The organism is Streptomyces sp. DSM 118878 (assembly GCF_052936595.1).
Genome location: NZ_CP193622.1, coordinates 6,299,430 through 6,322,500, shown reverse-complemented (window position 1 = coordinate 6,322,500; position 23,071 = coordinate 6,299,430). Strand labels below are relative to the sequence as shown.

The window sequence follows — 23,071 nt, the reverse complement described above, 5'->3', positions numbered from 1 at the left end:
GGCCCCGGCACGACAGTGCGCGGTGCTTCCCGGTTGGGCGGAGCCGTAAACCTAACGGAGCGGGGCGCCTCGATGCAAATCGAGGCGCCCCGCTCCGGAGTCCGTGCGGTCGGGAGGGTCAGACCTCGACGACCACGGGCAGGATCATCGGGCGTCGGCGGTAGTTGTCCGACACCCACTTGCCCAGCGTGCGGCGGATGAGCTGCTGTAGCTGGTGGGGCTCGACGACGCCGTCCTGGGCCGACTTCTCCAGGACTTCCTGGATCTTCGGGATGACGGTGACGAACACTCCGTCGTCGATACCGGAACCCCTGGCCTGGATGTGGGGACCACCGGTGATCTTCCCGGTGCTGGAGTCCACCACGAGGAAGACCGAGATGATGCCCTCGTCGCCGAGGATCTTCCGGTCCTTCAGCGCGGGCTCGCCCACGTCGCCGACCGAGAGGCCGTCGACGTACACGTAACCGGCCTGGACCTTGCCGACGATCTTGGCCTTGCCCTCGACCAGGTCGACGACCACGCCGTCCTCGGCGATCACGATGCGGTCGTGCGGGACGCCGGTGAGGGCGCCGAGCTCGGCGTTGGCGCGCAGGTGGCGCCATTCGCCGTGGACCGGCATCAGGTTCTTGGGCTTGCAGATGTTGTAGAAGTACAGGAGCTCGCCGGCCGACGCGTGGCCGGAGACGTGCACCTTCGCGTTGCCCTTGTGGACGACGTTGGCTCCCCAGCGGGTCAGGCCGTTGATCACGCGGTAGACCGCGTTCTCGTTGCCGGGGATGAGCGACGACGCCAGGATCACCGTGTCGCCCTGGACGATGCGGATCTGGTGGTCGCGGTTGGCCATGCGGGAGAGCGCGGCCATGGGCTCGCCCTGGGAACCCGTACAGACCAGGACGACCTCGCTGTCGGGCAGGTCGTCGAGCGTCTTGACGTCGACGACGAGGCCCGGCGGCACCCTGAGATAGCCGAGGTCGCGGGCGATGCCCATGTTCCTGACCATCGAGCGGCCCACGAAGGCGACCCTGCGGCCGTACTCGTGGGCGGCGTCCAGGACCTGCTGGATGCGGTGCACATGGCTGGCGAAGCTCGCGACGATGATGCGCTTCTGGGCGCCGGCGAAGACGCCGCGGATCACGCCCGAGATGTCGCGCTCGGGCGGGACGAAGCCCGGTACCTCGGCGTTCGTGGAGTCCGAGAGGAGGAGGTCGATGCCCTCCTCGCTCAGCCGGGCGAACGCGTGGAGGTCGGTCAGGCGGCCGTCCATCGGGAGCTGGTCCATCTTGAAGTCGCCGGTGGCGACGACCATGCCCGCGGGGGTGCGGATGGCGACGGCCAGCGCGTCCGGGATGGAGTGGTTGACCGCGATGAACTCGCAGTCGAACGGGCCGAGGTGCTCGCGGTCGCCCTCGACGACCTCGAGCGTGTACGGACGGATGCGGTGCTCCTGGAGCTTCGCCTCGATCAGCGCGAGGGTCAGCTTGGAGCCGATCAGCGGGATGTCCGGCTTCTCCCGCAGGAGGTAGGGGACACCGCCGATGTGGTCCTCGTGACCGTGCGTGAGGACGATGCCCTCGATGTCGTCGAGGCGGTCCCTGATGGACGTGAAGTCCGGCAGGATCAGGTCGATCCCGGGCTGCTCCTCCTCGGGGAAGAGCACTCCGCAGTCGACGATCAGCAGGCGACCGTTGTACTCGAAGACGGTCATGTTGCGGCCGATCTCACCGAGGCCGCCCAGCGGGGTGACCCGCAGGCCGCCCTTCGGGAGCTTTGGCGGGGCGCCGAGTTCAGGATGCGGATGACTCAAAAGACTCTCCTCACCACGCGCGCCACGTACCTCCGGGGCACGTGGCGCGCGTGACGTTCGTGCGTGAGCAGTTGTTGGGTGGGTGCGGGCCAGGGGCCCGCGGGTGTCGCGTATTCAGTTGTGAAGTCTGTGGTCAGAGCTGTACCCCGCCGGCGGCGAGGTCGATCTTGAGCTGGGCCGTCTCGTCGGGCGTCAGCTCCACCATCGGCAGGCGGAGCGGTCCCGCGGGCCGGCCCTGGAGGGCCAGCGCGGCCTTGGTCGTGATCACGCCCTGCGTGCGGAACATGCCGGTGAAGACCGGGAGCAGCTTCTGGTGGATCTCGGTGGCCTTCTGTACATCACCCGAGAGGTGCGCCTCGAGCATCGCGCGCAGTTCGGGGGTGACGACGTGGCCGACGACCGAGACGAAACCGCACGCGCCGACGGACAGGAGCGGCAGGTTCAGCATGTCGTCGCCGGAGTACCACGCCAGGTCCGAGCGGGCGATGGCCCAGCTCGCGCGGCCGAGGTCGCCCTTGGCGTCCTTGTTGGCGACGATCCTGGGGTGCTCGGCGAGGCGGACGATCGTCTCGGTGTTGATCGGTACGCCGCTGCGGCCCGGGATGTCGTACAGCATGACGGGCAGCTCGGTGCTGTCGGCGATCGCGGTGAAGTGCCGGAGCAGCCCCTCTTGCGGGGGCTTGTTGTAGTACGGCGTGACGGTCAGCAGTCCGTGGGCGCCGGCCTGCTCGGCGGCGCGGGCGAGCTCGATGCTGTGGCGGGTGTCGTTGGTGCCGACGCCCGCGACGATGTGGGCGCGGTCTCCGACCGCCTCGAGTACGGCTCGTACGAGGTCGTTTTTCTCCGCGTCACTGACGGTCGGGGACTCACCGGTGGTGCCGTTGATGACGAGGCCGTCATTGCCTGCGTCCACCAGGTGGGCGGCGAGCTGCTGCGCGCCGTCGAGGTCGAGTGCGCCGTCCGCCCTGAAGGGCGTGACCATGGCGGTGAGGACCCGCCCGAAGGGGGTCTGCGGAGTGGAGGTCGGAGCCATGGGTAACACGCTACTCGCTGCTCAGCGCGGGGTCCCCCCTCGGGGGACGTGAGCGGACCAGTCGGATGCGGAGCCCGGTACTGCCTGCTCGGGGGTTCAGGCAGTACCGGGTCCGTTCGATCAGGCTAGGCGAACTTCACGAAGTGCCGCAATCCGGACACTTCGCTCCTGCTGTCCGCACATCAGTGCCTTACGGGGCCACGCGCCCGTTCTTGTTGAACGCCGCGTGGGTCAGCGGCATCAGTCCGGCCCAGTGCTGCTCCATCTTCTCGCCGACCATCTCGATCTCCCGCTGCGGGAAGGACGGGACCTTGGCGAGCTCGTGCTGCGTGCGCAGACCGAGGAAGTGCATCAGCGAGCGGGCGTTGCACGTCGCGTACATCGAGGAGAAGAGGCCGACGGGGAGCACCGCGCGGGCGACCTCACGGGCGACGCCCGCGGCGAGCATCTCCTGGTACGCCTCGTACGCCTGGCGGTAGGAGTCCTCCATGACGCGGCCCGTGAGCTCCTGCTGGGCCTCGGTGCCCTCGACGAAGACGTACTTGCCGGGGCGGCCCTCCTGGACCAGCTTGCGGGACTCGTCGGGGACGTAGAAGACGGGCTCCAGCTCCCTGTAGCGACCGGATTCCTCGTTGTACGACCAGCCGACGCGGTGGCGCATGAACTCGCGGAAGACGAAGATGGGGGCGCTGATGAAGAACGTCATCGAGTTGTGCTCGAAGGGGCTGCCGTGGCGGTCCCGCATCAGGTAGTTGATCAGGCCCTTCGAGCGCTCCGGGTCCTTCTGGAGCTCGTCGAGGGACTGCTCGCCCGCCGTCGAGACGCGGGCTGCCCACAGGACGTCGGAGTCGGCGGCGGCGTGCTTCACCAGTTCGACGGTGACCTCGCTGCGGAAGCTGGGCTTGAGGTCTTCGGTGGGGGTCTCGCTCACTGGCGGGGTCCTTCCATGTGCATCACTCGGGCGGCGCCCACTCTATGGCCCGGCACCGACAATCGGCCGTTCGGTGACCCGCCGCGACATTCTTCGACTAATTTGCTGAAACGGGGCACCTTTTGGGCGATTCGAGCGTCTGTCTAGGTGAGAGAGAAAGTTCGAGACCCGTGAGGAGAAGCGCGCCCCATGTTCCGTCGGCGAGAGCCCGTCCCGTTCGCCTTCATCGCCGAAGCCGACAAGTTCCGCAGCAACGTCACTCCCCCGCCCCCCGAGCGCGCTACGGCAAGTCAGATCGTGGGCCGCACGCTCATCGGGCTGACCGTCGTCGCCGGTCTCGTGGGATCCCTGCTCTTCGGGATGCCCGCGATGTCGGCCGACCACTCACCCGCGCACACCCAGCAGTCCGAGGCCTCGGACAGTCGCTGACCGGGCAAATTCAGCCCAATCCGGACGTTGACTCGTCCGGACCCCCGAGGGTGGTGGCAGGGGGCACGGCTAGATAACCTCACCGGGCACAGCTCATGCGTGGATCGAGTGAGGACCAGCCCGTGCCCCTGCCTTTCCTGACCGCGGACCGCGCCTTCGACGACGCGGCGTACGACGTGGCGATGCCCTTCGACGACCGCGACCAGTGGCGCCGGCCCTACCGTCCCGGACCTTGGCGGGTGGGCACCGCCGCGCTTCTGCTGCTGCTCGCCTCATTCATGCTCTTCGCCGCGGTGATCATCGCGCTCGCGGACTCGCTCGCGGCCGCGTCGATCTGCGCGGTGCTCGCCGCGGTCATCATCGCGGGCTCCTTGCGGCTGCTGCGCATGGGCACCTGGGTGAGCGCGCACGGGGTGCGCCGGGTCGGCTTCCTGTCCACGCAGACCGTGCCGTGGTCGCAGGTCGCGGCCGTGCGGACCGCGCAGCAGCCGGTGCGCTGGCTGGGCCTGCCCCGCACGGTGCAGGGGCAGGCACTCATCCTCGTACGACGTGGTCAGGCGGCCGATGCGCAGCGGTTGCTGCTCACCGACCGGAACGCCGACTTCCTGGCCCGGCACGAGGCGTTCAACCGGGCGGCCGACTCCATCGAGGTCTGGGCCGACGAGTACCGCACCACCGCCTGAGGCGTCAGGCACCTTCGCCGCATCTCGTACGCCGCACCCCGTGCGCCGCAGGTCAGACGTTCACCGGCCGGCCCTCGCGCAGGGCGATGGCCCGTTGCATGGCCTTGCGTGCCCGAGGTGTGTCCCGGGCGTCGTGGTAGGCGACGGCGAGGCGGAACCAGCAGCGCCAGTCGTCCGGGGCGTCCTCCGTCTCGGCCTTGCGTCGGGCGAAGACCTCGTCGGCCGAGTCGCGGTCGATGCGGCCGCCGGGAGTGCGCCTCAACTCGTCGACGGGCAGGCCGCCTTCGGCGTCGAGTTCGGCGGCGAGCCGGTTGGCACGCTGGACGAAGCGGGTGTTCTGCCAGAGGAACCAGACGCCGATGACCGGCAGGATCAGCACCGCGACACCGAAGGTGACGGTGAGCAGGGTGCCGTGCTGAATGAGGAGCACACCACGGCTGCCGACCAGGACGAAGTAGACGACCAGGACGGCGGCCGTGACGGCGTAGGTGATCTTCGCTCGCATGGAGGCTCGCATCGAGTTCTCTTCCCGGCTCAGCCGAGGTCCAGGAAGTGTTCGAGGCCGAAGGTCAGGCCCGGAGTGCTCACCACGCGGCGGGCGCCGAGCAGGATGCCCGGCATGAAGCTGCTGTGGTGCAGCGAGTCGTGCCGGACGGTCAGGGTCTCCCCCTCGCCGCCGAGCAGCACCTCCTGGTGGGCCAGGAGGCCGCGCAGCCGCACGGAGTGCACCCGTACGCCGTCGACGTCCGCGCCGCGCGCGCCGTCCAGGGCCGTCGTCGTGGCGTCGGGCTGCGCGGCGCTGCCGGCCTGCCGTCGGGCCTCGGCGATGAGCTGGGCGGTGCGCGCGGCGGTGCCGCTGGGGGCGTCGGCCTTGTTCGGGTGGTGCAGCTCGACGACCTCGACGGACTCGAAGTAGGGCGCGGCGATCTGCGCGAACTTCATCGTCAGGACCGCGCCGATGGAGAAGTTCGGGGCGATGAGCACGCCCGTCTCCGGGGACGCGGCGAGGGAGGTGCGCAGCCGCGCGAGGCGCTCGTCGGTCCAGCCCGTGGTGCCGACGACGGCGTGGATGCCGTGGCCCACGCAGAAGTCGAGGTTGGTCATCACCGAGTCGGGGTGGGTCAGCTCGACGACGACCTGGGCGCCGGCCTCCACCAGCGACTCCAGCTTGTCGCCACGGCCGAGTGCGGCGACCAGTTCCATGTCGTCGGCGGCCTCGACGGCCTTGACCGCCTCGGAGCCGATACGGCCCTTGGCGCCGATGACCGCCACGCGCAGCTTGCTCATGTCCTTCATTCCTTACGTCGAGCCGGTTGGGCCGGTTGAGCCGGTTGAGCCCTCGCGGCGTTAGGCGACCGCGTCGTGGAGGCGGGCCGCCTGCTTGTCCTTGAGCGGGCCGATGGCCGACAGGGACGGGCGGTGCCCCAGGACGTCACGGGCCACCTCGCGCACCTCGTCGGGGGTGACCGCCGAGATCCTGGCCAGCATGTCGTCGACCGACATGTGCTCGCCCCAGCAGAGCTCGCTCTTGCCGATACGGTTCATCAGGGCGCCGGTGTCCTCGAGACCGAGGACGGTGGAGCCCGCGAGCTGGCCGATGGCGCGCGTGATCTCGTCGTCCGACAGACCGTGCTCGGCGACCTGGTCGAGCTCGTCGCGGCAGATCTTGAGGACGTCGTGCACCTGGCTCGGCCGGCAGCCCGCGTACACCCCGAAGAGTCCGGTGTCGGCGAAGCCCGAGGTGTACGAGTACACGCTGTAGGCGAGGCCGCGCTTCTCCCGCACCTCCTGGAAGAGGCGGGACGACATGCCGCCGCCGAGTGCGGTGTTCAGCACGCCGAGGGCCCAGCGGCGGTCGTCGGTACGGGCCAGGCCCGGCATGCCGAGGATGACGTGGGCCTGCTCGGTCTTGCGGTTGACGACCTCGACGCGGCCCGCGGTGCGCAGCGACCGGGAGCCCTGGCGCGGGATCACCGGGACGGCGTCGGTGTGCCGCAGCGCGCCGGACTTCTCGAAGGCGGCGCGGACCTGGCGTACGACCTTGTTGTGGTCCACGTTGCCCGCGGCGGCGACCACGAGGTTGGTGGGGTCGTAGTGCTTCTTGTAGAAGCGGCGGATGCGGTCCGCGGTGAGGGCGTTGACGGTGTCCTCGGTGCCGAGGACCGGGCGGCCGAGGGGGGTGTCGCCGAGCATCGTGTGCGCGAACAGGTCGTGCACGCAGTCGCCCGGGTCGTCCTCGGTCATCGCGATCTCCTCGAGGATGACGCCGCGCTCGGCGTCGACATCCTCCTGGAGGATCAGGGAGCCCGTCAGCATGTCGCAGACGACGTCTATGGCGAGCGGCAGGTCGGTGTCGAGCACGCGCGCGTAGTAGCACGTGTACTCCTTCGCCGTGAAGGCGTTCATCTCGCCGCCGACCGCGTCGAGCGCGGACGAGATGTCGAGGGCACTGCGCTTCTTGGTGCCCTTGAAGAGGAGGTGCTCAAGGTAGTGCGTGGCGCCGTTCAGCGACGGGGTCTCGTCGCGTGAGCCGACGTTCGCCCAGATGCCGAAGGTCGCCGAGCGTACGGAGGGCAGGGTCTCCGTGACGACGCGCAGGCCGCCGGGGAGGGTCGTCCTGCGGACCGTGCCGATGCCGTGCTCGCCCTTGATGAGGGTTTGGGTACGGGCGACGGCCCGCGCCTCCGAAGAGGGGCGGGCCGTCGTCGTGGTGCTACGTGACGTCACTTGTCGGTGTCGTCCTTCTGGTCGTCGTCGCCCTCTTCGCCCTCGATGACGGGGATGAGGGAGAGCTTGCCGCGGGAGTCGATCTCGGCGATCTCGACCTGGACCTTCTGGCCCACGCCGACGACGTCCTCGACGTTCTCCACGCGCTTGCCGCCGGCGAGCTTGCGGATCTGCGAGATGTGCAGCAGACCGTCCTTGCCCGGCATCAGGGACACGAACGCACCGAAGGTGGTGGTCTTGACGACCGTACCCAGGTAGCGCTCGCCGACCTCCGGCATGGTCGGGTTGGCGATGCCGTTGATCGTGGCGCGGGCGGCCTCGGCCTGCGAGCCCTGCTGGGCACCGATGTAGATGGTGCCGTCGTCCTCGATCGTGATGTCGGCGCCGGTGTCCTCCTGGATCTGGTTGATCATCTTGCCCTTGGGGCCGATGACCTCACCGATCTTGTCCACCGGGATCTTGACGGTGATGATGCGCGGCGCGTTCGGGGACATCTCGTCCGGAACGTCGATGGCCTCGTTCATCACGTCGAGGATGTGCAGACGCGCGTCGCGGGCCTGCTTCAGCGCGGCGGCCAGGACCGAGGCGGGGATGCCGTCGAGCTTGGTGTCGAGCTGGAGCGCGGTCACGAACTGCTTCGTACCGGCGACCTTGAAGTCCATGTCGCCGAACGCGTCCTCCGCACCGAGGATGTCGGTGAGGGCGACGTAGTGCGTCTGGCCGTCGATCTCCTGGGAGATCAGGCCCATGGCGATACCGGCGACGGCGGCCTTCAGCGGCACACCGGCGTTCAGCAGCGACATCGTGGAGGCGCAGACCGAGCCCATGGACGTCGAGCCGTTGGAACCGAGGGCCTCGGAGACCTGACGGATCGCGTACGGGAAGTCCTCGCGCGAGGGGAGCACCGGCACGATCGCGCGCTCGGCGAGCGCGCCGTGGCCGATCTCGCGGCGCTTCGGCGAACCGACGCGGCCGGTCTCGCCGACCGAGTACGGCGGGAAGTTGTAGTTGTGCATGTAGCGCTTGCGCGTCACCGGGGAGAGGGTGTCGAGCTGCTGCTCCATGCGGAGCATGTTGAGGGTGGTGACGCCCAGGATCTGGGTCTCGCCACGCTCGAACAGCGCCGAGCCGTGCACGCGCGGGATGGCCTCGACCTCGGCGGCGAGCGTACGGATGTCCGTGACGCCGCGGCCGTCGATGCGGACCTTGTCCTTGATGACGCGCTCGCGGACCAGGTTCTTGGTCAGCGCGCGGTACGCACCCGAGATCTCCTTCTCGCGGCCCTCGAACTTCGGGAGCAGCTTCTCGGAGGCGATCTCCTTGACGCGGTCCAGCTCGGCCTCGCGCTCCTGCTTGCCGGCGATGGTCAGCGCCTGGGAGAGCTCCGACTTGACGGCGGCGGTGAGCGCCTCCAGGACGTCGTCCTCGTAGTCCAGGAAGACCGGGAAGTCGCCGGTCGGCTTGGCGGCCTTCGCGGCGAGGTCCGACTGGGCCTTGCAGAGGGCCTTGATGAAGGGCTTCGCGGCCTCGAGACCGGCGGCGACGACCTCTTCGGTCGGCGCCTCGGCGCCGTCCTGGACGAGCTGGATGGTCTTCTCGGTGGCCTCGGCCTCGACCATCATGATCGCGACGTCGCCGTCGTCCAGGACGCGACCGGCGACGACCATGTCGAAGACGGCGTCCTCGAGCTCGGTGTGCGTCGGGAAGGCGACCCACTGGCCCTTGATGAGGGCCACGCGCGTGCCGCCGATCGGGCCCGAGAAGGGCAGGCCGGCCAGCTGCGTGGAGCAGGAGGCGGCGTTGATCGCGACCACGTCGTACAGGTGGTCGGGGTTGAGCGCCATGATCGTCTCGACGATCTGGATCTCGTTGCGCAGGCCCTTCTTGAAGGAAGGACGCAGCGGGCGGTCGATCAGGCGGCAGGTCAGGATCGCGTCCTCGGAGGGACGGCCCTCACGCCGGAAGAACGAACCGGGGATCTTGCCTGCGGCGTACTGCCGCTCCTCGACGTCCACCGTGAGGGGGAAGAAGTCGAGCTGGTCCTTGGGCCGCTTGGAAGCGGTGGTGGCCGACAGCACCATGGTGTCGTCGTCCAGGTACGCGACGGCGGAGCCTGCGGCCTGCTTGGCCAGGCGGCCCGTCTCGAAGCGGATGGTGCGGGTGCCGAACGTGCCGTTGTCGATGACGGCCTCGGCGTAGTGGGTCTCGTTCTCCACTGTTCTCCTACGTGTCTACGTTTCGTCTTCTCGCCCGGGGGCCCGTGTGGCCCGGGGGCGGCGTCCCCTGCGTCCTTCCAAGGACGGGGACTGTGTGGAGAAGCGCGCCGTGTGTGCGGGCCGGTCTTCGATCGAAGCTCCCGGGGATTGCTCCGGGGGCCACTACCGAGGACCGGCGGCGGCTGGGTGCGCCTCTCCCATCCGTCACCAGACTACAAAGCCACGGTGACACTGCGCACGTACAGCAAAGGGAGCGGCCCCCTTCGAGTGCTTCGAGTGGGAACCGCTCCCTTCACGTCGTCTTACTTGGCGCCCGCCGCACCGCGGCGGATGCCCAGGCGCTCGACCAGCGCACGGAAGCGCTGGATGTCCTTCTTGGCCAGGTACTGAAGCAGACGGCGACGCTGGCCGACCAGGATCAGCAGACCACGACGGGAGTGGTGGTCGTGCTTGTGCGTCTTGAGGTGCTCGGTCAGGTCCGAGATCCGGCGGGAGAGCATCGCCACCTGAACCTCGGGGGAGCCGGTGTCGCCCTCCTTCTGGGCAAACTCGGTCATGATCTGCTTCTTCGTAGCGGCGTCAAGCGACACGCGTACTCCTCGTGATGTTTCGTGTGCCTCCGAGTGCCCCTGGTCTAAATCTCAGGGGAGCTTCTGTGACTCGGGGGGCTGGATGGGCCGTCGGACGGACCCTTACGGGTCCGGGTCCCTGCGTTCCCCGTCCTGATCCTTGCGGGATCGGGGGGTATGCAGACTGACGGTCGTTACACAGGCTACCAGCCGGCGTGACGGCCCCGGAGCGGAGGTCAGCCGCTGGTCTCGAACCCTCTCATCACCAGCTGGTGCGGCCCGTCGCCCTTCATCCGTTGGACATGGGTGACCCCGAAGAAGATCCTGCCGCGTTCGTAGACCACATCCGGGGGCTCGAGCGCCGACATCTCCGGCATCTCGGAGTTCCAGAAGAGCAGCAGGAGGGTCTCCTTGCCCGAGTCCGGATCGAGGCTGACGACTACGGAAGGCGCACTCCCCGCTTCTCTGTAGGCGATGACCTTGTCGCCGCTCATCCGCAGGGGGAACAGGGGCCGCCCTGGCTTGGCGTCGAATTTACGTACGCCGTTACCAGTACTCAGGTCAAAGGCCACGACTTCGTTGGAGGGCAGGCCCCGTGAGGTCTCGGGCGAGAAGTCACGCGGCTTCGTCGCCATGTATAGCTGCCGTTTCCCGACGACCACGCCGTTACAGAGCTCCACCTCGGAGCTGAAGGTCCCGTTACAGCCGTGGGCGTACCGGTTGCCCTCCAGTCGGATCGTGCTCCGCTGCTTACCGCGCTCGGTAAGGACGATCAAGGTGGTGACCAGCTCGGATCCTGCCGCAACCGCGATGACAGGCGGCTTCGAGGAGGCGATCCTGACACCCTGGACCCCTGGGCGACCTTGTATGTCCACACAGGCTTCCCCGAGCGGGGAGCGATGCGCTGGATCCGGAACTCGGGATCGGTGCCGTCTCCGCACTGCACCAGGGCAAGAAGGTCGCGGCCTCCGGCGAACCCGCGCTCACGGCAGGTCGAGGGTTTCGTATCGCCCCAGAGCCGCTTGCCGCTGGTCATGTCGTACGCCACCGAGGCCTCACCCGTGGCTGCGACCACGGTGCCCCGTGTCATCGTCATGGTGACGCTCATGGCGGGGGCGCTCTCGCCGAACAGCTTCTTGTCCCAGAGCTTCCTGCCCGTGTCCACGTCGAAGACCGCTATCCGGTCACAGGAAACCGTCGCGCCCTCGTTCCCGTCACTCTTCGACGGGCGCTGCCCGGCGTGGACGACAGCGGTCCTGTCGTCCGTGCTGACGTGCCGGGTCACGGCACAGACGGGTCCGGGAAACTTGATCTGCCACGCCTCTTCGGAGTCCTTGATCCTGATACCTCTGATGAGGTTGCCCGTCCCCTTGGCGACGATCTTGTCGGTCACCCACAGGCCGGGCGCCGAGACTTCCTCACCCTCCTTGAGCGTCTTGGCCGTGTACTCGGCGACGGTGCCGCCTTCCGGAGTCCGGGGACTCTTCTCGACCGTTTCCCGGATCGCGTCGGGTGGTTGCCGAACTGCGGCCGGCCGCTGATCCGATGCGTCACCGCCACCTGTCCCCCAGAGAGCCCACGCGCCGGAGCACAGGGCAGCGATCAGAGCCAGAAGCACACCGATGACCAGTGATGTACGCCTCTTCTTGCCCTCGGCTGCCGCGACCGCGGACTGGGTGAAGCGGGACGGGGGCGGGCCGAAGCTCACGCTGACAGAACCTCTCTACGGGGTGGTCGGGAGACTCGGCGCGTCAGCTCGTCATGGCCCTGACCTCGGCGTACACGCCGAAGACCGCGAGCGTCAGCGGCACCAGGGTGAGCAGGACGAAGGACTCGGCGATCTCAAGGAAGCGGCCCCAGAACGGGGTCACCCTGGCGCGTGAGGCGATCAGGCCGATGCCGGTCACCAGGGTCGCCGCCACCGCGATCACCGCGACGAGCCAGATGGTCCGCAGCTCTAGCGCCGCACTGTCACCGGCCGGGCCGGAGGGCAGGTCGAGGCAGAGGCCGATGCCGAGCAGGACGAGGGCCACCAGGCCTGCGGACAGCACGGCGGCGACCTGCGCGGTGTAGCGGAAGAGGTGCGCTCGCATCAGCATCGCGACACCCGTGGCCAGGGCCAGGACCTGTCCCCACGTCTCCTCGGAGAAGCCGAGTACCGCGGTGGAGCCGATCGCCACCAGCGCGCAACCGCCGACGAGCCCGACGAGGAGTTCCTGGCCTCGGCGGGCTTGGGCGGTGATGCGCTCGGCGTCGACGGGCTCCTGCGGCGCGGGGTCCGTCCCGTAACTGCCACGCGTGCCGTGCGGCGGTTCGAAGCCGATGGGCAGGCGGGCGAAGCGCATGGAGAGGCCGGGCAGGAAGGCGAGCGCCCCCACAGCCAGCGGGGCACACAGGGCGGCCGTCTCAACAGGTTCCAGTTGCCACAACGCCGCAAGGAACGTGGCGAGCAGACCGACCGCGGAGGCGAAGACGAAGGCGACGAACGGGCCGTCGCCACGTGGTGAGAGCAGCCCGAGGATCACAGATGCCGTCAGAACAGCGGCACAAGCCAGCAGGAGCTGGAGCCTGCCCACGCCCTGCCCGTCAGCCACGGGGAGCAGCCCGGAGCCCGCCACCGCCACGTTCGGCAGCGCGCCGAGACCGAGGACGAGGGCAGCGGCCCGGTCGTCGTACACCCGCGCGCGGACCCCTGCGAAGGTGAGCAGCAGTACGCCCGCGACGGCGGCCAGGATCCCCGGCAGTCCATGCATGTCGTGGCGTGGGGCCGCGGCCCAGGCGACGTAAGCGAGGAGGGAGGACAGTACCGTCCCGCCGACGAGTCCGGCGTTGCGGGTCAGATCGCCGGTCCACAGCACGCGATCACGGGTCACCGCGGACGCGACGACCTCGGAAACGTCGTCGAAGACAGCGGGTGGCAGCGATTCGGAGAACGGACGCAGTGTGAGGAGTTCGCCGTCGAGGATGCGCTGGGCCGCGAAGGTGCGGGCGCTGTCGAGAACAGTGCCGTCGCGGCGTACGAGGTGGTAGCCGACCGGTGCGCCCTCGGCCGGGCCCTGCCGGGAGAGCCGTAGGACCTCGGGGTAGATGTCGGCGACCGGGACATCGTCGGGCAGCGCCACGTCGATGCGGCTGTCGGGCGCGACGATGGTGACTCGGCAGAAGCCGAAGGCCGTGCCGGGGCCGGCGCCCGAGCCGCGTCCGGATTCGCTCTCAGGGGTGATTCCGCTGCCCTGCCGCCCGAATCCGGTGGCCCTCGTGGAGGCCGTCATGCTCACCTGCTGCTCCCCCTCAATGCTGATGCCGCTGTCGCCGTCGGTCGCGGTCGGCTCCGGTGCCTGTCGTGCTGATGTGGCGCCCGCGCCCTGTTCACCGACTGTGTCGCATCGCGCGGAGCGGCGTGCAGAAACCGGCCCACCTGGCTGATTGTCGGGCCGTCCCCCCGCCGCATACCCCGAAATGCCCCCATGCTTCGGGCGGTTGCCCTGCACGCCTCCTGGCCGGTTCAACCGCCACTCATGTGCACATCCGGCACCCTATCCCCGAGTGGTGACTGGCGGTGTCAGTAGGATCACACGGCGATCACATCGCCCGGCCACCGGGCGGCGGACCGAACGCCCGCCCCTACAAGGGAATTGGTGCTCAGTGAGCCACATCGTCGTGAAGCGCCCGCCTCGCACGCTGCCCTCCGCGGTCCCCACCGACGAGGTCGTGCTGCAGCCCCCGCCCGAGCTGCCGCGCGGGCAGCAGGAGGGGGCGATGATGCAGCTGCTGCCCATGCTCGGCATGGGCGGCTCCGTGGTGTTCTTCTTCATGCCGAGCGCCCATCCGTTCATGAAGGTCATGGGCATGGTGATGGTGGCGTCGACGGTGGCCATGTCGGTAGCCATGCTGATCCGCTATCGCCGGGGCAACCAGGGGCAGTTGGCGGACCTGCGACGCGACTACCTCGGATACCTGAAGCAGACTCGCCGTGCCGCCGTCGACACGGCGCGGGCACAGCGCGACGCGCAGTACTACCTCCACCCCTCCCCCGAGCAGTTGTGGGCCCTGGTCGCCGAGGGCAGCCGGGTCTGGGAGCGCCGCACGGGCGACGCGGACTTCGGGCAGGTGCGCATCGGCCTGGGGCCTCAGTCGCTCGCCACGCCGCTCGTACCGCCACAGACGGCACCGGTGGACGAGCTGGAGCCGCTCACCGCGGGCGCGATGCAGCGTTTCCTCGCCGCACACAGCACGCTGGAAGACCTGCCCATGGCCATCTCACTGCGCGCCTTCTATCACGTGACGGTCAGCGGGGCCCCCGAGACGGTGCGGGGCACGGCGCGTGCGCTCACCGCCTCCCTCGCCTCGCTGCACTCCCCGCAGGACCTGGTGATCGCTGTCGGGGCGGGCACTGCCGCCGCGCCCGGCTGGGAGTGGACCAAGTGGCTGCCGCACAGCCAGGTCCCGGGAGCCGCGGACGGAGCGGGCAGCCGTCGGCTCATCACCGGTGACGCGATCGAACTGGAAGCCATGCTCTCCGCCCGGCTTCAGGGGCGGCCGCGATTCCACCCCGAGGGGTCCCCTCTGCCGGACGAGCCGCACATCGTCGTCGTACTCGATGGCCTGTCGCTGCCTCCGACTGCCGCGCTCGCGTCGCCCGAAGGACTGCAGGGCGTAACGGTCGTGGAGGTCGTACCAGGCGAGCTGGCGCAGGGCCGTGGCGGATTGTCCCTCGCGGTACATCCGGGGGCGCTGCGGATCGAGTCGGACCACGGCCTGGTGTACGAGGGAACTCCGGATGTCCTTTCCTACGAGGGGGCCGAGGCGTTGGCCCGGCAGCTCGCCCCGCTGCGCGTGCCGTCCGGAGGCGATGACGACGAGCCGCTGCTGGCCAATCTGGAGTTCACCGACCTGCTCAACCTCGGTGACGCCGACTCGGTCGACACGAGGCGGACGTGGCGCGCCCGCTCGCTCGCGGAACGGCTGCGCGTCCCCATCGGCGTCGGCGAGGACGGCCGCCCCGTGATGCTCGACCTCAAGGAGGCGGCCCAGGAGGGCATGGGCCCGCACGGGCTGTGCGTGGGAGCCACCGGCTCCGGCAAGTCGGAGCTGCTGCGCACGCTGGTGCTCGGCCTCGCCGTGACGCACTCCTCGGAGACCCTCAACTTCGTCCTCGCCGACTTCAAGGGCGGTGCGACCTTCGCGGGCATGGCGCAGATGCCGCACGTCGCCGCGGTCATCACCAACCTGGCGGACGACCTCACCCTCGTCGACCGCATGGGCGACTCCATCCGGGGCGAGCTCAACCGCCGGCAGGAACTGCTGCGGGACGCGGGCAACTACGCGAACATCCACGACTACGAGAAGGCGCGGGTGGCGGGTTCACCGCTCCAGTCCATTCCCTCACTCGTCCTGGTCATCGACGAGTTCAGCGAACTGCTCACCGCCAAGCCCGATTTCATCGACATGTTCGTACAGATCGGCCGCATCGGCCGTTCGCTCGGCGTGCATCTGCTGCTGGCTTCGCAGCGCCTGGAGGAAGGGCGGCTCCGGGGTCTGGAGACGTACCTCTCGTACCGTGTCGGGCTCCGCACCTTCTCCGCCGCCGAGTCGCGCGCGGCGCTGGGCGTGCCGGACGCGTACCAACTGCCGAATGTGCCCGGGTCCGGCTATCTGAAGTTCGGCACGGACGAAATGGTGCGCTTCAAGGCGGCGTACGTCTCCGGGGTGTACCGGTCAGGGTCGGGGCAGGCCGCGACTTCAGGCGGCTCACGCCCCGTGGACCGCCGACCGGTGCTGTTCACCGCGGCCGAGGTGCCGGTGCACTACGCGGCCGTGACCGTGCCCGAACCACGTGCCGCCACGGGGCCGGAGACGGACGACGCGCTCGCCGACACCGTCCTCGATGTGATCGTGCGCCGCTTGGAGGCGCAGGGCCCTGCCGCCCACCAGGTGTGGCTGCCGCCGCTGGACAGCCCGCCGTCTCTGGACGCGCTGCTCCCGGGGCTCACGGCGGTGCAAGGGCGCGGCCTCACCCAGCCCGGCTACGAGGGAGCGGGACGGCTCGTCATCCCGCTGGGCCTGGTCGACAAGCCGTACGAACAGCGCCGCGACACCCTGTGGTGCGACTTCGCCGGGGCGGCCGGCCACATGCAGATCGTCGGCGGACCGCAGTCCGGTAAGTCGACCCTGCTGCGCTCGCTGTTCGCGGCCTTCTCCCTCACCCACACCCCGTACGAGGTCCAGTTGTACGGTCTCGACTTCGGCGGTGGCGGGATGGCCTCCGTCGCCGGGCTCCCTCATGTCGGCGGCGTTGCCTCGCGCCTCGACCCCGAACGGGTGCGGCGCACGCTCGCCGAGGTGTACGGCGTGCTGAGCCGACGCGAGGAGTACTTCCGTACGGCGGGCATCGCGTCGATCGCCGACTTCCGGGCACGCAGGGCCCGGGGCGACATCTCGGTGACGGACCAGCCCTGGGGCGACGTCTTCCTGATCATCGACGGATGGGGCAACTTCCGTTCCGAGTACGAGGGTCTTGAGCCCGCCGTTCTCGACATCGCGGCGCGCGGCCTCGGCTACGGCGTCCACCTGATCCTCACCGCATCACGGTCCATGGAGGTACGCGCGAACCTCAAGGACCACCTCATGAACCGTCTCGAACTGCGGCTCGGTGACACCATGGACTCCGAGTTCGACCGGAAGGTCGCCGCCAACGTCCCCGCCGGAGTGCCCGGTCGCGGACAGACTCCGCAGAAGCAGCACTTCATGGCTGCCGTCCCACGTATCGACGGGTTGTCCTCGGACACGGACCTCGCCGAGGCCACGGCTGCCCTGACCGCCGAGGTCACCCGCCACTGGACGGCGCCGGGGGCGCCGGCGGTCCGTCTGCTGCCGCGAGAGCTGCCGGCGGGAGAGCTGCCCCCGGGGCACGTCTTCCCGGACCGGGGCCTGTCCTTCGCCCTCGACGAGAACAGCCTCGAGCCGGTCTTCGTGGACTTCGAGCAGGATCCCTTCTTCCTCGTCTTCGGGGAGAGCGAGTCCGGCAAGTCCAACCTGCTGAGGCTGCTCATCAAGCGGCTGACGGAGCGCTACAACGGCGATGTCTGCAAACTCTTCGTGGTCGACAACCGCCGCTCCCTCCTCGACGCCACCCCGGCCTCCCACCTGGCCGAGTACATCCCGATGTCCAACGCCATGGATCACCACATGGCGGCTCTGGCCGACCTGATCCAGCGGCGCACCCCGCCCGCGGACGTCACCGCACGGCAGCTACGTGAGCGCAGCTGGTGGCAGGGTCCGACGGTGTACGTGATCGTCGACGATTACGACCTGGTCTCCACGTCCAGTGGCAACCCGCTCGGCAATCTCACCGAGCTCCTCCCGTTCGCCCGTGACGTGGGGGTGCGCTTCATCATCGCCCGGTCGACGGCGGGTGCGGGGCGGGCGTCCTACGAGCCGTTCATGCAGCGAGTGAAAGAGCTCGGAGCCCAGGGCGTGGTCCTGGCAGGCGACCCCGACGAGGGTGACATCCTGGGAGGGGTGCGGCCACGGCCCATGCCGGTCGGCCGGGGGATCTTCGTCTCGCGGAAGCGGGGCAAACCGATGGTGCAGACGGGGTTGGCGGACAGGGAGTTCTGAGGGCCTCCGTTCTTCCCAACCCCTGAACAGGGGCGGAGCCCACAAGTAGGGTGGTCCCACAGCTTTTTCGTACGTTGTGAAGGGACCCTCCGCCATGGCCGATGCACCCGACAAAGAGGCGCAGGAAAAGGCTCGCAAGGAACGCGAGAAGGAGGAGCTCTACGCCCTCGACATCTCCGGCATCGAGTGGCACAGCGCGCCGGGCACCGCCGAACACGAGGAGCGGGTGGAGATCGCGTACTTGCCCGAGGGCGCCGTGGCCATGCGGTCGTCACTGGATCCGGAGACCGTGCTGCGGTACACGGCGGCGGAATGGCAGGCGTTCGTCCTGGGCGCGCGGGACGGGGAATTCGACCTGGAGCCTTCTGTGCGCAATGGCGGGGTTCCGGCGGCCGAGTGACGTGACGCCGCGTACTGGTCACGCATAGGACGGGGTGGACGCCTCCCGCGCGCGTCCACCCCGCTTCTTCTATGCGATTCGTTCATGCGTTTCGTCTATGCCATGCACCGGTCCGGGCTCACTGGAAGTAGCTGGCGCCCTTCAGGTCGCCGCCCCGGTAGTCACCGCCGGCCTGGCCAACCTTCTGTCCGATGTCGACGAGCGCCCGGTGAATGGCCTCGACGTGCTTGTCCCATTCCTTCTGCTTCGCGGTATACGCCGTGTGGGCCTCGCCCTCCCAGCCCTCGGCCACCTTGGCCACAGCGCGCTTGATATCCGCGAGGTCGGCTTCCAACTGCCTCGCTTGGATGCCGAGTTCGGTGGTGATGGCGTCAAGGCCGCCGTATTTGACCGCGAGCTCATCCAAGTGCACGTTTGCCATGCCTGCCCCGTCTCTCAGTAGGTGTGGGGAACCCGTTCCCCGAAGGCCTCAGTGGTTCAGTAGCTGTTGATCGCCGACTTCTGTGCGCCGTACTGGACGTCGATGCTGTCCATGGTCGACCGGACCTGGTCCTCGAGCCCGTCCGTGAGCTTCTCGTTGCCGCTGATGCCCTCGAGGAAGTCGACCAGGATATTTCCGACCGCCCTCATGTGCTCGTTGATCTCGGTCTGCTTCCTGTCGAAAGCATGCGCCCCGATGCCCCGCCAGTTGCCTTCCATCATGTCGAGCGTGCCCTGGAGACGCTTGAGCTGCTTCTGGACCGAGTCGTACTTGCCCACGATCTCTTTCTTCAGAAGCGCCACTTGCTGGTTGTTCAACTTCTGGCCTTCAGCCACGGCTGGGCTCCCTTCGTGAACTGTCGTTGGGATGGGTGGGATGGGTTCGGAGCGTGATCAGGCCGAGAGGTCGTGCTCCTGCCCGGTTCAGGTGCGGCGTCGAGTGCGCATCGCGGCGAAGGCGCCACCGCCGATCACCAGGACTGCGGCGAGGCCGCCCAGGATCGGCCACAGAAGGCTGCCGCCGCCGTCATCTTTTGGGGACCGCTCGGCGGCGGAAGCCTTCTTCCCGTCCGGGGCCACCTTCTTCGCGGGTTGCGTGGGCGCGGCGGGCTCGGAAGCGTCAGGCGTCGAGCCACCACCGTCGGAACCGGCACCGGCGGTCTTCTTATTGGTGATGGGATCGACGTCCGCGGGCCCGGGCTTCCCTTGGCCCTTGACGACATTGCGGGCCGGCCGGATCAGCCCATAGCCGAGATAGTCGCTGGGCTCGTCCTTCGGCCAGTCGCGGCCGGCTGTGTCGATGAGGACACGGAGGACCTGGTTGGCGGTCCAGTCGGGGTGCTTGGACCAGACGAGGGCGGCGGAGGCGGAGGCGATGGCAGTGGCGGCGCTGGTACCGCCGCCGCCTTCGTCGCAGTAGGAGCGAAAGGTCTTGTCGCACCAGCGGGGGATGTCGAGGCCGGGGGCGGCGAGGTCGACGTACTCTCCGAATTCGGAGAACTTGGCTACCTTGCCATTCTTGTCCGCGGCGGACACCCCGATCACGTTCGGGTACGCAGCGGGGTAGCCGATGAAATTCTTCTTCCCCGCGTCATTTCCGACACCTGCGAACATCAATTTACCCTTTGATCGAGCGTAGTCCACGGCCTTCTTTTCACTGGGCAGCAGAAATTTGCCCGTGAAAGACATGCTGATGATCTGAGCATCACTGTCGGCCGCTGCTCGAATGGCCTCCGGGATGCCACTCGTCTTCTTGTTCTTAAATTCTTTGCCAAGGCCAACCCGGAAGGAGATGACCTCGACTCCGGGTGCCAAGCCCTTAAGCCCCTCCTGACCGGACCCTGCGATGAGCTCCGCCATCGTGGTGCCATGGCTGTTGTAGTCGTCCAACGGTCCGCCGGACAGTCCAGCGAAATCCTTCCCTGACTTCACGCGTCCTTGGAGAGAAGGTGTTTCGGACACTCCCGTGTCGATGACAGCCACTCTGACGCCTTCACCAGTGCTGGCCTTCCACAGGTTCTCCGCTTCCATTGCTTCCAGATACCACTGCTTCGACCTCACATCATCGGCAGCCGCATTCGGTGCCAGCCCCACGAGCAAAAGCGGCATCGCAGCGACCACAGGCCCGATAAGGGTGAATCTTCTCCGCCTACGGTTCGTCCGCGTGGTGCTCTGCCTGCCACGTCGGTCAGGTCCCGACTTCATGCCCTGCACTTCCTCGCCCACGGTTAGTCGATCACTGGTGGTACTTGGCGCCGCCTGGACAGATCCGTCTCTTCGCCCTCGATGGCCTCAGCGGACCGCGGCGCCACCTGTTCGTCTTCCTGAGCGGAGCGCCGCTGATCACCACTGGTGTTTCGCGCCAGGCCGGCACCTCCAGTGGTGAATCCGCTTCTACGAGTTCCTGAGGTCCGCTCGCGGGGCTTGGGAGTGCCGACCACGCCGCCTTGGGTGTTGCCGATCCGGCGCGAAGCCTGCCCTTTGGCACCGTTGCCCTGAAGACCCGTTCCCGCAAGTCCTCGTTGACCGACGCTGCCGCTCGTGGTGCGCGAGCCACCAGAAGCCTCAGTCCCTACTACAGGCGCCTTCGGCATCCTGGTTCCACCAGCGCCAGGCACTGGTCCTGGGCTGGGCCGACCACCGACTACACCCTGGGCCGGCTTGGCACCGGTCGCGTTCGGAATGCCGGGCGGGACCGGTTCGCCGAGACGCCGCGGAGTACCACCCGTGATGCTGCGACCCATAGGTAGTTGCCCGGAGGACGTCGGGTTAGTGACGCTTCGCCCCTGCGCAGTCGGACTGATGGGAGCAGGGCGACCGTTCGGTACCGCCGGCCCACGCCCCGTACTGTCGTAGGTTCTTCCCGGTCCGGGCGGTCCCGTGCGTCCTTGAGCAGAGGGCACCTGTTTTGAGGTCGCCGCGGGACCGGGTGCACGTGCGGTGAAGTCACCGAGTCTTGGGGTGGAGCGACCGCCACCAAAGGGCAGAACTGGTGCTGTGTCATGAGGCGTTGGGCCGAGACTCGGAGACGGGGGCCCAGGCACTGGGGCAGTGGTCTGCGGAGGCAGGCTTTGAACACTGTCGATCTCCGTACCCACCGCTCGATCCGGAGTGATGATTGGGCCGTGCCCGTCGAGCCGGGGCGTCGAGGAGCCGTGAGACGAGGGGCCGTCGGGTGAGCCGTTGCCTCCTGGGGCCGCCAAGTCCGCGTGGCGATCAGGCGGGCCCGCTTGAGCATTGTGGGCAGTTGCGGCAGGGGACAGCCCACCCGCTCCCTCACCGGGCGACACGGGATCTCGTTCCGGTACCGGCTCTGGCACCCCGATCTCAGGCATCGCCGAGAACGTAGGCGGCTCCTGGCTCGCCATCCCCTCCCTCGACACCAGGTAGAACGACGCCAGCCGGTTCATCTGGTTGATCGCCTCTTGACGGTGCTTCTCCGTCTTGACGGCCGCGTCGTACTCCTCGTCCCCCTCAACCCGCTTCGGGACCGGGATGTCCCCCATGGACTTCGGATCGACTCGAGTGTCCCGGGGCGGCATGGAGCCACGCACCGACGCCAACCCAGCACCAGCCGACTCCATGTGTGAGCTCGCGGCAGCAGCGAAGTCGGACAGCTTGTGCGTGTCCTTGACCAGATTCTTGCCCCACTTGCGGAACGCCTCGCCCGCCTCTCCCTCCCAGTCGACCCGGTCGATGTGCTGTCCGAGTTGCCTGGCAGCAGCGGCGATGGCATTCCGCGCTCCCTGCAGCGCCTTGCCGGCGCTCTCCATGTCCTCCGGTTTGGCCTGCTCGACCAAGTCGATCATGTCGTTGAGGCGATGCCCTTCGAAGCCCACTAGGACCACCCTGCATCGGACGTGTCGCTGCCGTGGCCGCCCTGTGCGTCAGGCTTGCCGTTTCGTTCGTGCCCGTCCGGCATCTCCTGACGGCCGACCCGGGTCTGGATCGTCCAGAAGCGCTGACGCAGGTCTTCCTCAAGGTTGTCGAAGCCGACGTCGGCGCCGTGTACCGCGATCCCCATGGCGTCGATCTGGTCGCCCAGCATCCTGGAGAGCGAGGTCAGCCGCTCGTGGACCTGGTCGTACTGTGAGTACAGAGCGTCGGCCTCGGGAAAGGCGCTGCCGGCGCCGCTGAAGGAGCCCCGAGAGATCTTCTGCGCACCGACTTTCGACGCGCTGCCGGCCGAACCTTCGAATTCAGTAAGAAGCGTGTTGATGCGCCGCCGGAACGTCTTCAACGCTTCCAGCCCGCGCTTGACATCGGCGCCTGAAGACGGCGCAGCACCCCCGTGCCCGTCCGTAGGAAGCACCAGGCATTCCCTCCCCGTTTACCTGCCTGCCCGACCCTCTCGTGATCGTGGCGCGGCTGGTGGCCACTTATCGCGCCCGTGTCACTCTAGTCACACACGGTGAGACGTCCAACCACGCTCATAGTGGACGCAGTTGAGAATGAGCCACTGTTGGCCCTCGCAGACTCGCGCATGCGCATCAGCAGGTCCCACGATCTGGCACCGAGGCACCCATTTCAGGCCAAGGTCGCGTCCTCGCCGGTCGGACCCGCGCTCGTTGCTTGAGCAACTCACCGTCGGTCACAGCATGCACAATGCCACCATCGTGACCGCGAAGCGACGCCGTCCCTACTCAACACATCTGAGTACCTGTACTCAGTCGGTCAGGA

The 23,071-nt window shown here is 68.3% G+C and carries 19 protein-coding genes; 4 read left to right on the top strand and 15 right to left on the bottom strand.

Features of this window, described 5'->3' with window-relative positions:
• Positions 1–118 precede the first annotated feature (118 nt).
• The 3 genes from ACRAKF_RS28200 to thyX form a co-directional block, all read right to left on the bottom strand.
• A complete protein-coding gene (locus ACRAKF_RS28200; protein ID WP_447040342.1) occupies positions 119–1,804 on the bottom strand; it encodes a ribonuclease J in 1,686 nt (561 codons plus the stop codon).
• A 133-nt stretch (positions 1,805–1,937) separates the two neighbouring features.
• A complete protein-coding gene (gene dapA, locus ACRAKF_RS28195; RefSeq protein ID WP_447040341.1) occupies positions 1,938–2,837 on the bottom strand; it encodes a 4-hydroxy-tetrahydrodipicolinate synthase in 900 nt (299 codons plus the stop codon).
• A 190-nt stretch (positions 2,838–3,027) separates the two neighbouring features.
• A complete protein-coding gene (gene thyX, locus ACRAKF_RS28190) occupies positions 3,028–3,768 on the bottom strand; it encodes an FAD-dependent thymidylate synthase (protein ID WP_447040340.1) in 741 nt (246 codons plus the stop codon).
• 189 nt (positions 3,769–3,957) lie between these two features.
• Between thyX and ACRAKF_RS28185 the strand changes: the two genes are divergently transcribed.
• Both ACRAKF_RS28185 and ACRAKF_RS28180 read left to right on the top strand, forming a co-directional pair.
• Positions 3,958–4,197 carry a hypothetical protein gene (locus ACRAKF_RS28185; protein ID WP_447040339.1) on the top strand — a complete coding sequence of 80 codons (240 nt, stop codon included), beginning with the start codon at positions 3,958–3,960 and terminating at the stop codon, positions 4,195–4,197.
• A gap of 122 nt (positions 4,198–4,319) precedes the next feature.
• Positions 4,320–4,880: a PH domain-containing protein gene (locus ACRAKF_RS28180; protein ID WP_447040338.1), complete on the top strand. Its 561-nt coding sequence runs from the start codon at positions 4,320–4,322 to the stop codon at positions 4,878–4,880.
• Between the two features lie 52 nt (positions 4,881–4,932).
• Here the strand turns inward: ACRAKF_RS28180 and ACRAKF_RS28175 are convergent, their stop codons facing one another.
• From ACRAKF_RS28175 to eccD, 8 genes are all read right to left on the bottom strand, one after another.
• A complete protein-coding gene (locus tag ACRAKF_RS28175) occupies positions 4,933–5,385 on the bottom strand; it encodes a tetratricopeptide repeat protein (RefSeq protein WP_447040337.1) in 453 nt (150 codons plus the stop codon).
• A gap of 29 nt (positions 5,386–5,414) precedes the next feature.
• Positions 5,415–6,167 (bottom strand): 4-hydroxy-tetrahydrodipicolinate reductase, encoded by a 753-nt coding sequence (dapB, locus tag ACRAKF_RS28170; protein ID WP_447040336.1) that lies wholly within the window; start codon positions 6,165–6,167, stop codon positions 5,415–5,417.
• A 60-nt stretch (positions 6,168–6,227) separates the two neighbouring features.
• The gene (locus tag ACRAKF_RS28165; protein ID WP_447040335.1) at positions 6,228–7,607 is read right to left on the bottom strand and encodes a M16 family metallopeptidase; all 1,380 of its coding nucleotides are present in this window, start codon (positions 7,605–7,607) and stop codon (positions 6,228–6,230) included.
• Positions 7,604–9,823: a polyribonucleotide nucleotidyltransferase gene (locus ACRAKF_RS28160; RefSeq protein WP_447040334.1), complete on the bottom strand. Its 2,220-nt coding sequence runs from the start codon at positions 9,821–9,823 to the stop codon at positions 7,604–7,606. Before ACRAKF_RS28160 ends, ACRAKF_RS28165 begins: the two co-directional genes overlap by 4 nt.
• 302 nt (positions 9,824–10,125) lie before the next feature.
• A complete protein-coding gene (rpsO, locus tag ACRAKF_RS28155; RefSeq protein WP_447040333.1) occupies positions 10,126–10,413 on the bottom strand; it encodes a 30S ribosomal protein S15 in 288 nt (95 codons plus the stop codon).
• A gap of 215 nt (positions 10,414–10,628) precedes the next feature.
• Positions 10,629–11,027: a hypothetical protein gene (locus ACRAKF_RS28150; protein WP_447040332.1), complete on the bottom strand. Its 399-nt coding sequence runs from the start codon at positions 11,025–11,027 to the stop codon at positions 10,629–10,631.
• Positions 11,028–11,164: 137 nt separating this feature from the next.
• Entirely contained in the window at positions 11,165–12,010 is an 846-nt protein-coding gene (locus ACRAKF_RS28145) for an outer membrane protein assembly factor BamB family protein (protein ID WP_447040331.1), read from the bottom strand.
• A gap of 133 nt (positions 12,011–12,143) precedes the next feature.
• Entirely contained in the window at positions 12,144–13,670 is a 1,527-nt protein-coding gene (gene eccD, locus ACRAKF_RS28140) for a type VII secretion integral membrane protein EccD (RefSeq protein ID WP_447040330.1), read from the bottom strand.
• Between the two features lie 367 nt (positions 13,671–14,037).
• On the opposite strand from eccD, the gene eccCa reads away from it, so the two are divergent.
• Together eccCa and ACRAKF_RS28130 are read left to right on the top strand one after the other, a co-directional pair.
• Positions 14,038–18,012 carry a type VII secretion protein EccCa gene (gene eccCa, locus ACRAKF_RS28135; RefSeq protein WP_447040329.1) on the top strand — a complete coding sequence of 1,325 codons (3,975 nt, stop codon included), beginning with the start codon at positions 14,038–14,040 and terminating at the stop codon, positions 18,010–18,012.
• 94 nt (positions 18,013–18,106) lie between these two features.
• Entirely contained in the window at positions 18,107–18,412 is a 306-nt protein-coding gene (locus ACRAKF_RS28130) for a DUF397 domain-containing protein (protein WP_447040328.1), read from the top strand.
• 118 nt (positions 18,413–18,530) lie between these two features.
• Here ACRAKF_RS28130 and ACRAKF_RS28125 read toward each other — a convergent pair whose 3' ends face one another.
• The 4 genes from ACRAKF_RS28125 to ACRAKF_RS28110 all read right to left on the bottom strand — a co-directional run bounded on the left by ACRAKF_RS28125 (position 18,531) and on the right by ACRAKF_RS28110 (position 22,703).
• Positions 18,531–18,833, bottom strand: coding sequence for a WXG100 family type VII secretion target (locus ACRAKF_RS28125; RefSeq protein WP_447040327.1), 303 nt, complete (start codon positions 18,831–18,833; stop codon positions 18,531–18,533).
• Positions 18,834–18,889: 56 nt separating this feature from the next.
• Positions 18,890–19,228 carry a WXG100 family type VII secretion target gene (locus tag ACRAKF_RS28120; RefSeq protein ID WP_447040326.1) on the bottom strand — a complete coding sequence of 113 codons (339 nt, stop codon included), beginning with the start codon at positions 19,226–19,228 and terminating at the stop codon, positions 18,890–18,892.
• A gap of 87 nt (positions 19,229–19,315) precedes the next feature.
• Positions 19,316–20,500, bottom strand: coding sequence for a S8 family serine peptidase (locus ACRAKF_RS28115; RefSeq protein ID WP_447040325.1), 1,185 nt, complete (start codon positions 20,498–20,500; stop codon positions 19,316–19,318).
• Between the two features lie 1,729 nt (positions 20,501–22,229).
• Positions 22,230–22,703 carry a hypothetical protein gene (locus tag ACRAKF_RS28110; RefSeq protein WP_447040324.1) on the bottom strand — a complete coding sequence of 158 codons (474 nt, stop codon included), beginning with the start codon at positions 22,701–22,703 and terminating at the stop codon, positions 22,230–22,232.
• Positions 22,704–23,071: the final 368 nt, after the last annotated feature.

Coding starts and splice junctions, on each gene's coding strand:
- ACRAKF_RS28125 (WP_447040327.1), bottom strand. CDS start 18,833: ATGGCAAACGTGCACTTGGATGAGCTCGCGGTCAAATACGGCGGCCTT.
- dapA (WP_447040341.1), bottom strand. CDS start 2,837: ATGGCTCCGACCTCCACTCCGCAGACCCCCTTCGGGCGGGTCCTCACC.
- ACRAKF_RS28185 (WP_447040339.1), top strand. CDS start 3,958: ATGTTCCGTCGGCGAGAGCCCGTCCCGTTCGCCTTCATCGCCGAAGCC.
- ACRAKF_RS28175 (WP_447040337.1), bottom strand. CDS start 5,385: ATGCGAGCGAAGATCACCTACGCCGTCACGGCCGCCGTCCTGGTCGTC.
- ACRAKF_RS28150 (WP_447040332.1), bottom strand. CDS start 11,027: ATGGCGACGAAGCCGCGTGACTTCTCGCCCGAGACCTCACGGGGCCTG.
- ACRAKF_RS28115 (WP_447040325.1), bottom strand. CDS start 20,500: ATGCCGCTTTTGCTCGTGGGGCTGGCACCGAATGCGGCTGCCGATGAT.
- dapB (WP_447040336.1), bottom strand. CDS start 6,167: ATGAGCAAGCTGCGCGTGGCGGTCATCGGCGCCAAGGGCCGTATCGGC.
- ACRAKF_RS28130 (WP_447040328.1), top strand. CDS start 18,107: ATGGCCGATGCACCCGACAAAGAGGCGCAGGAAAAGGCTCGCAAGGAA.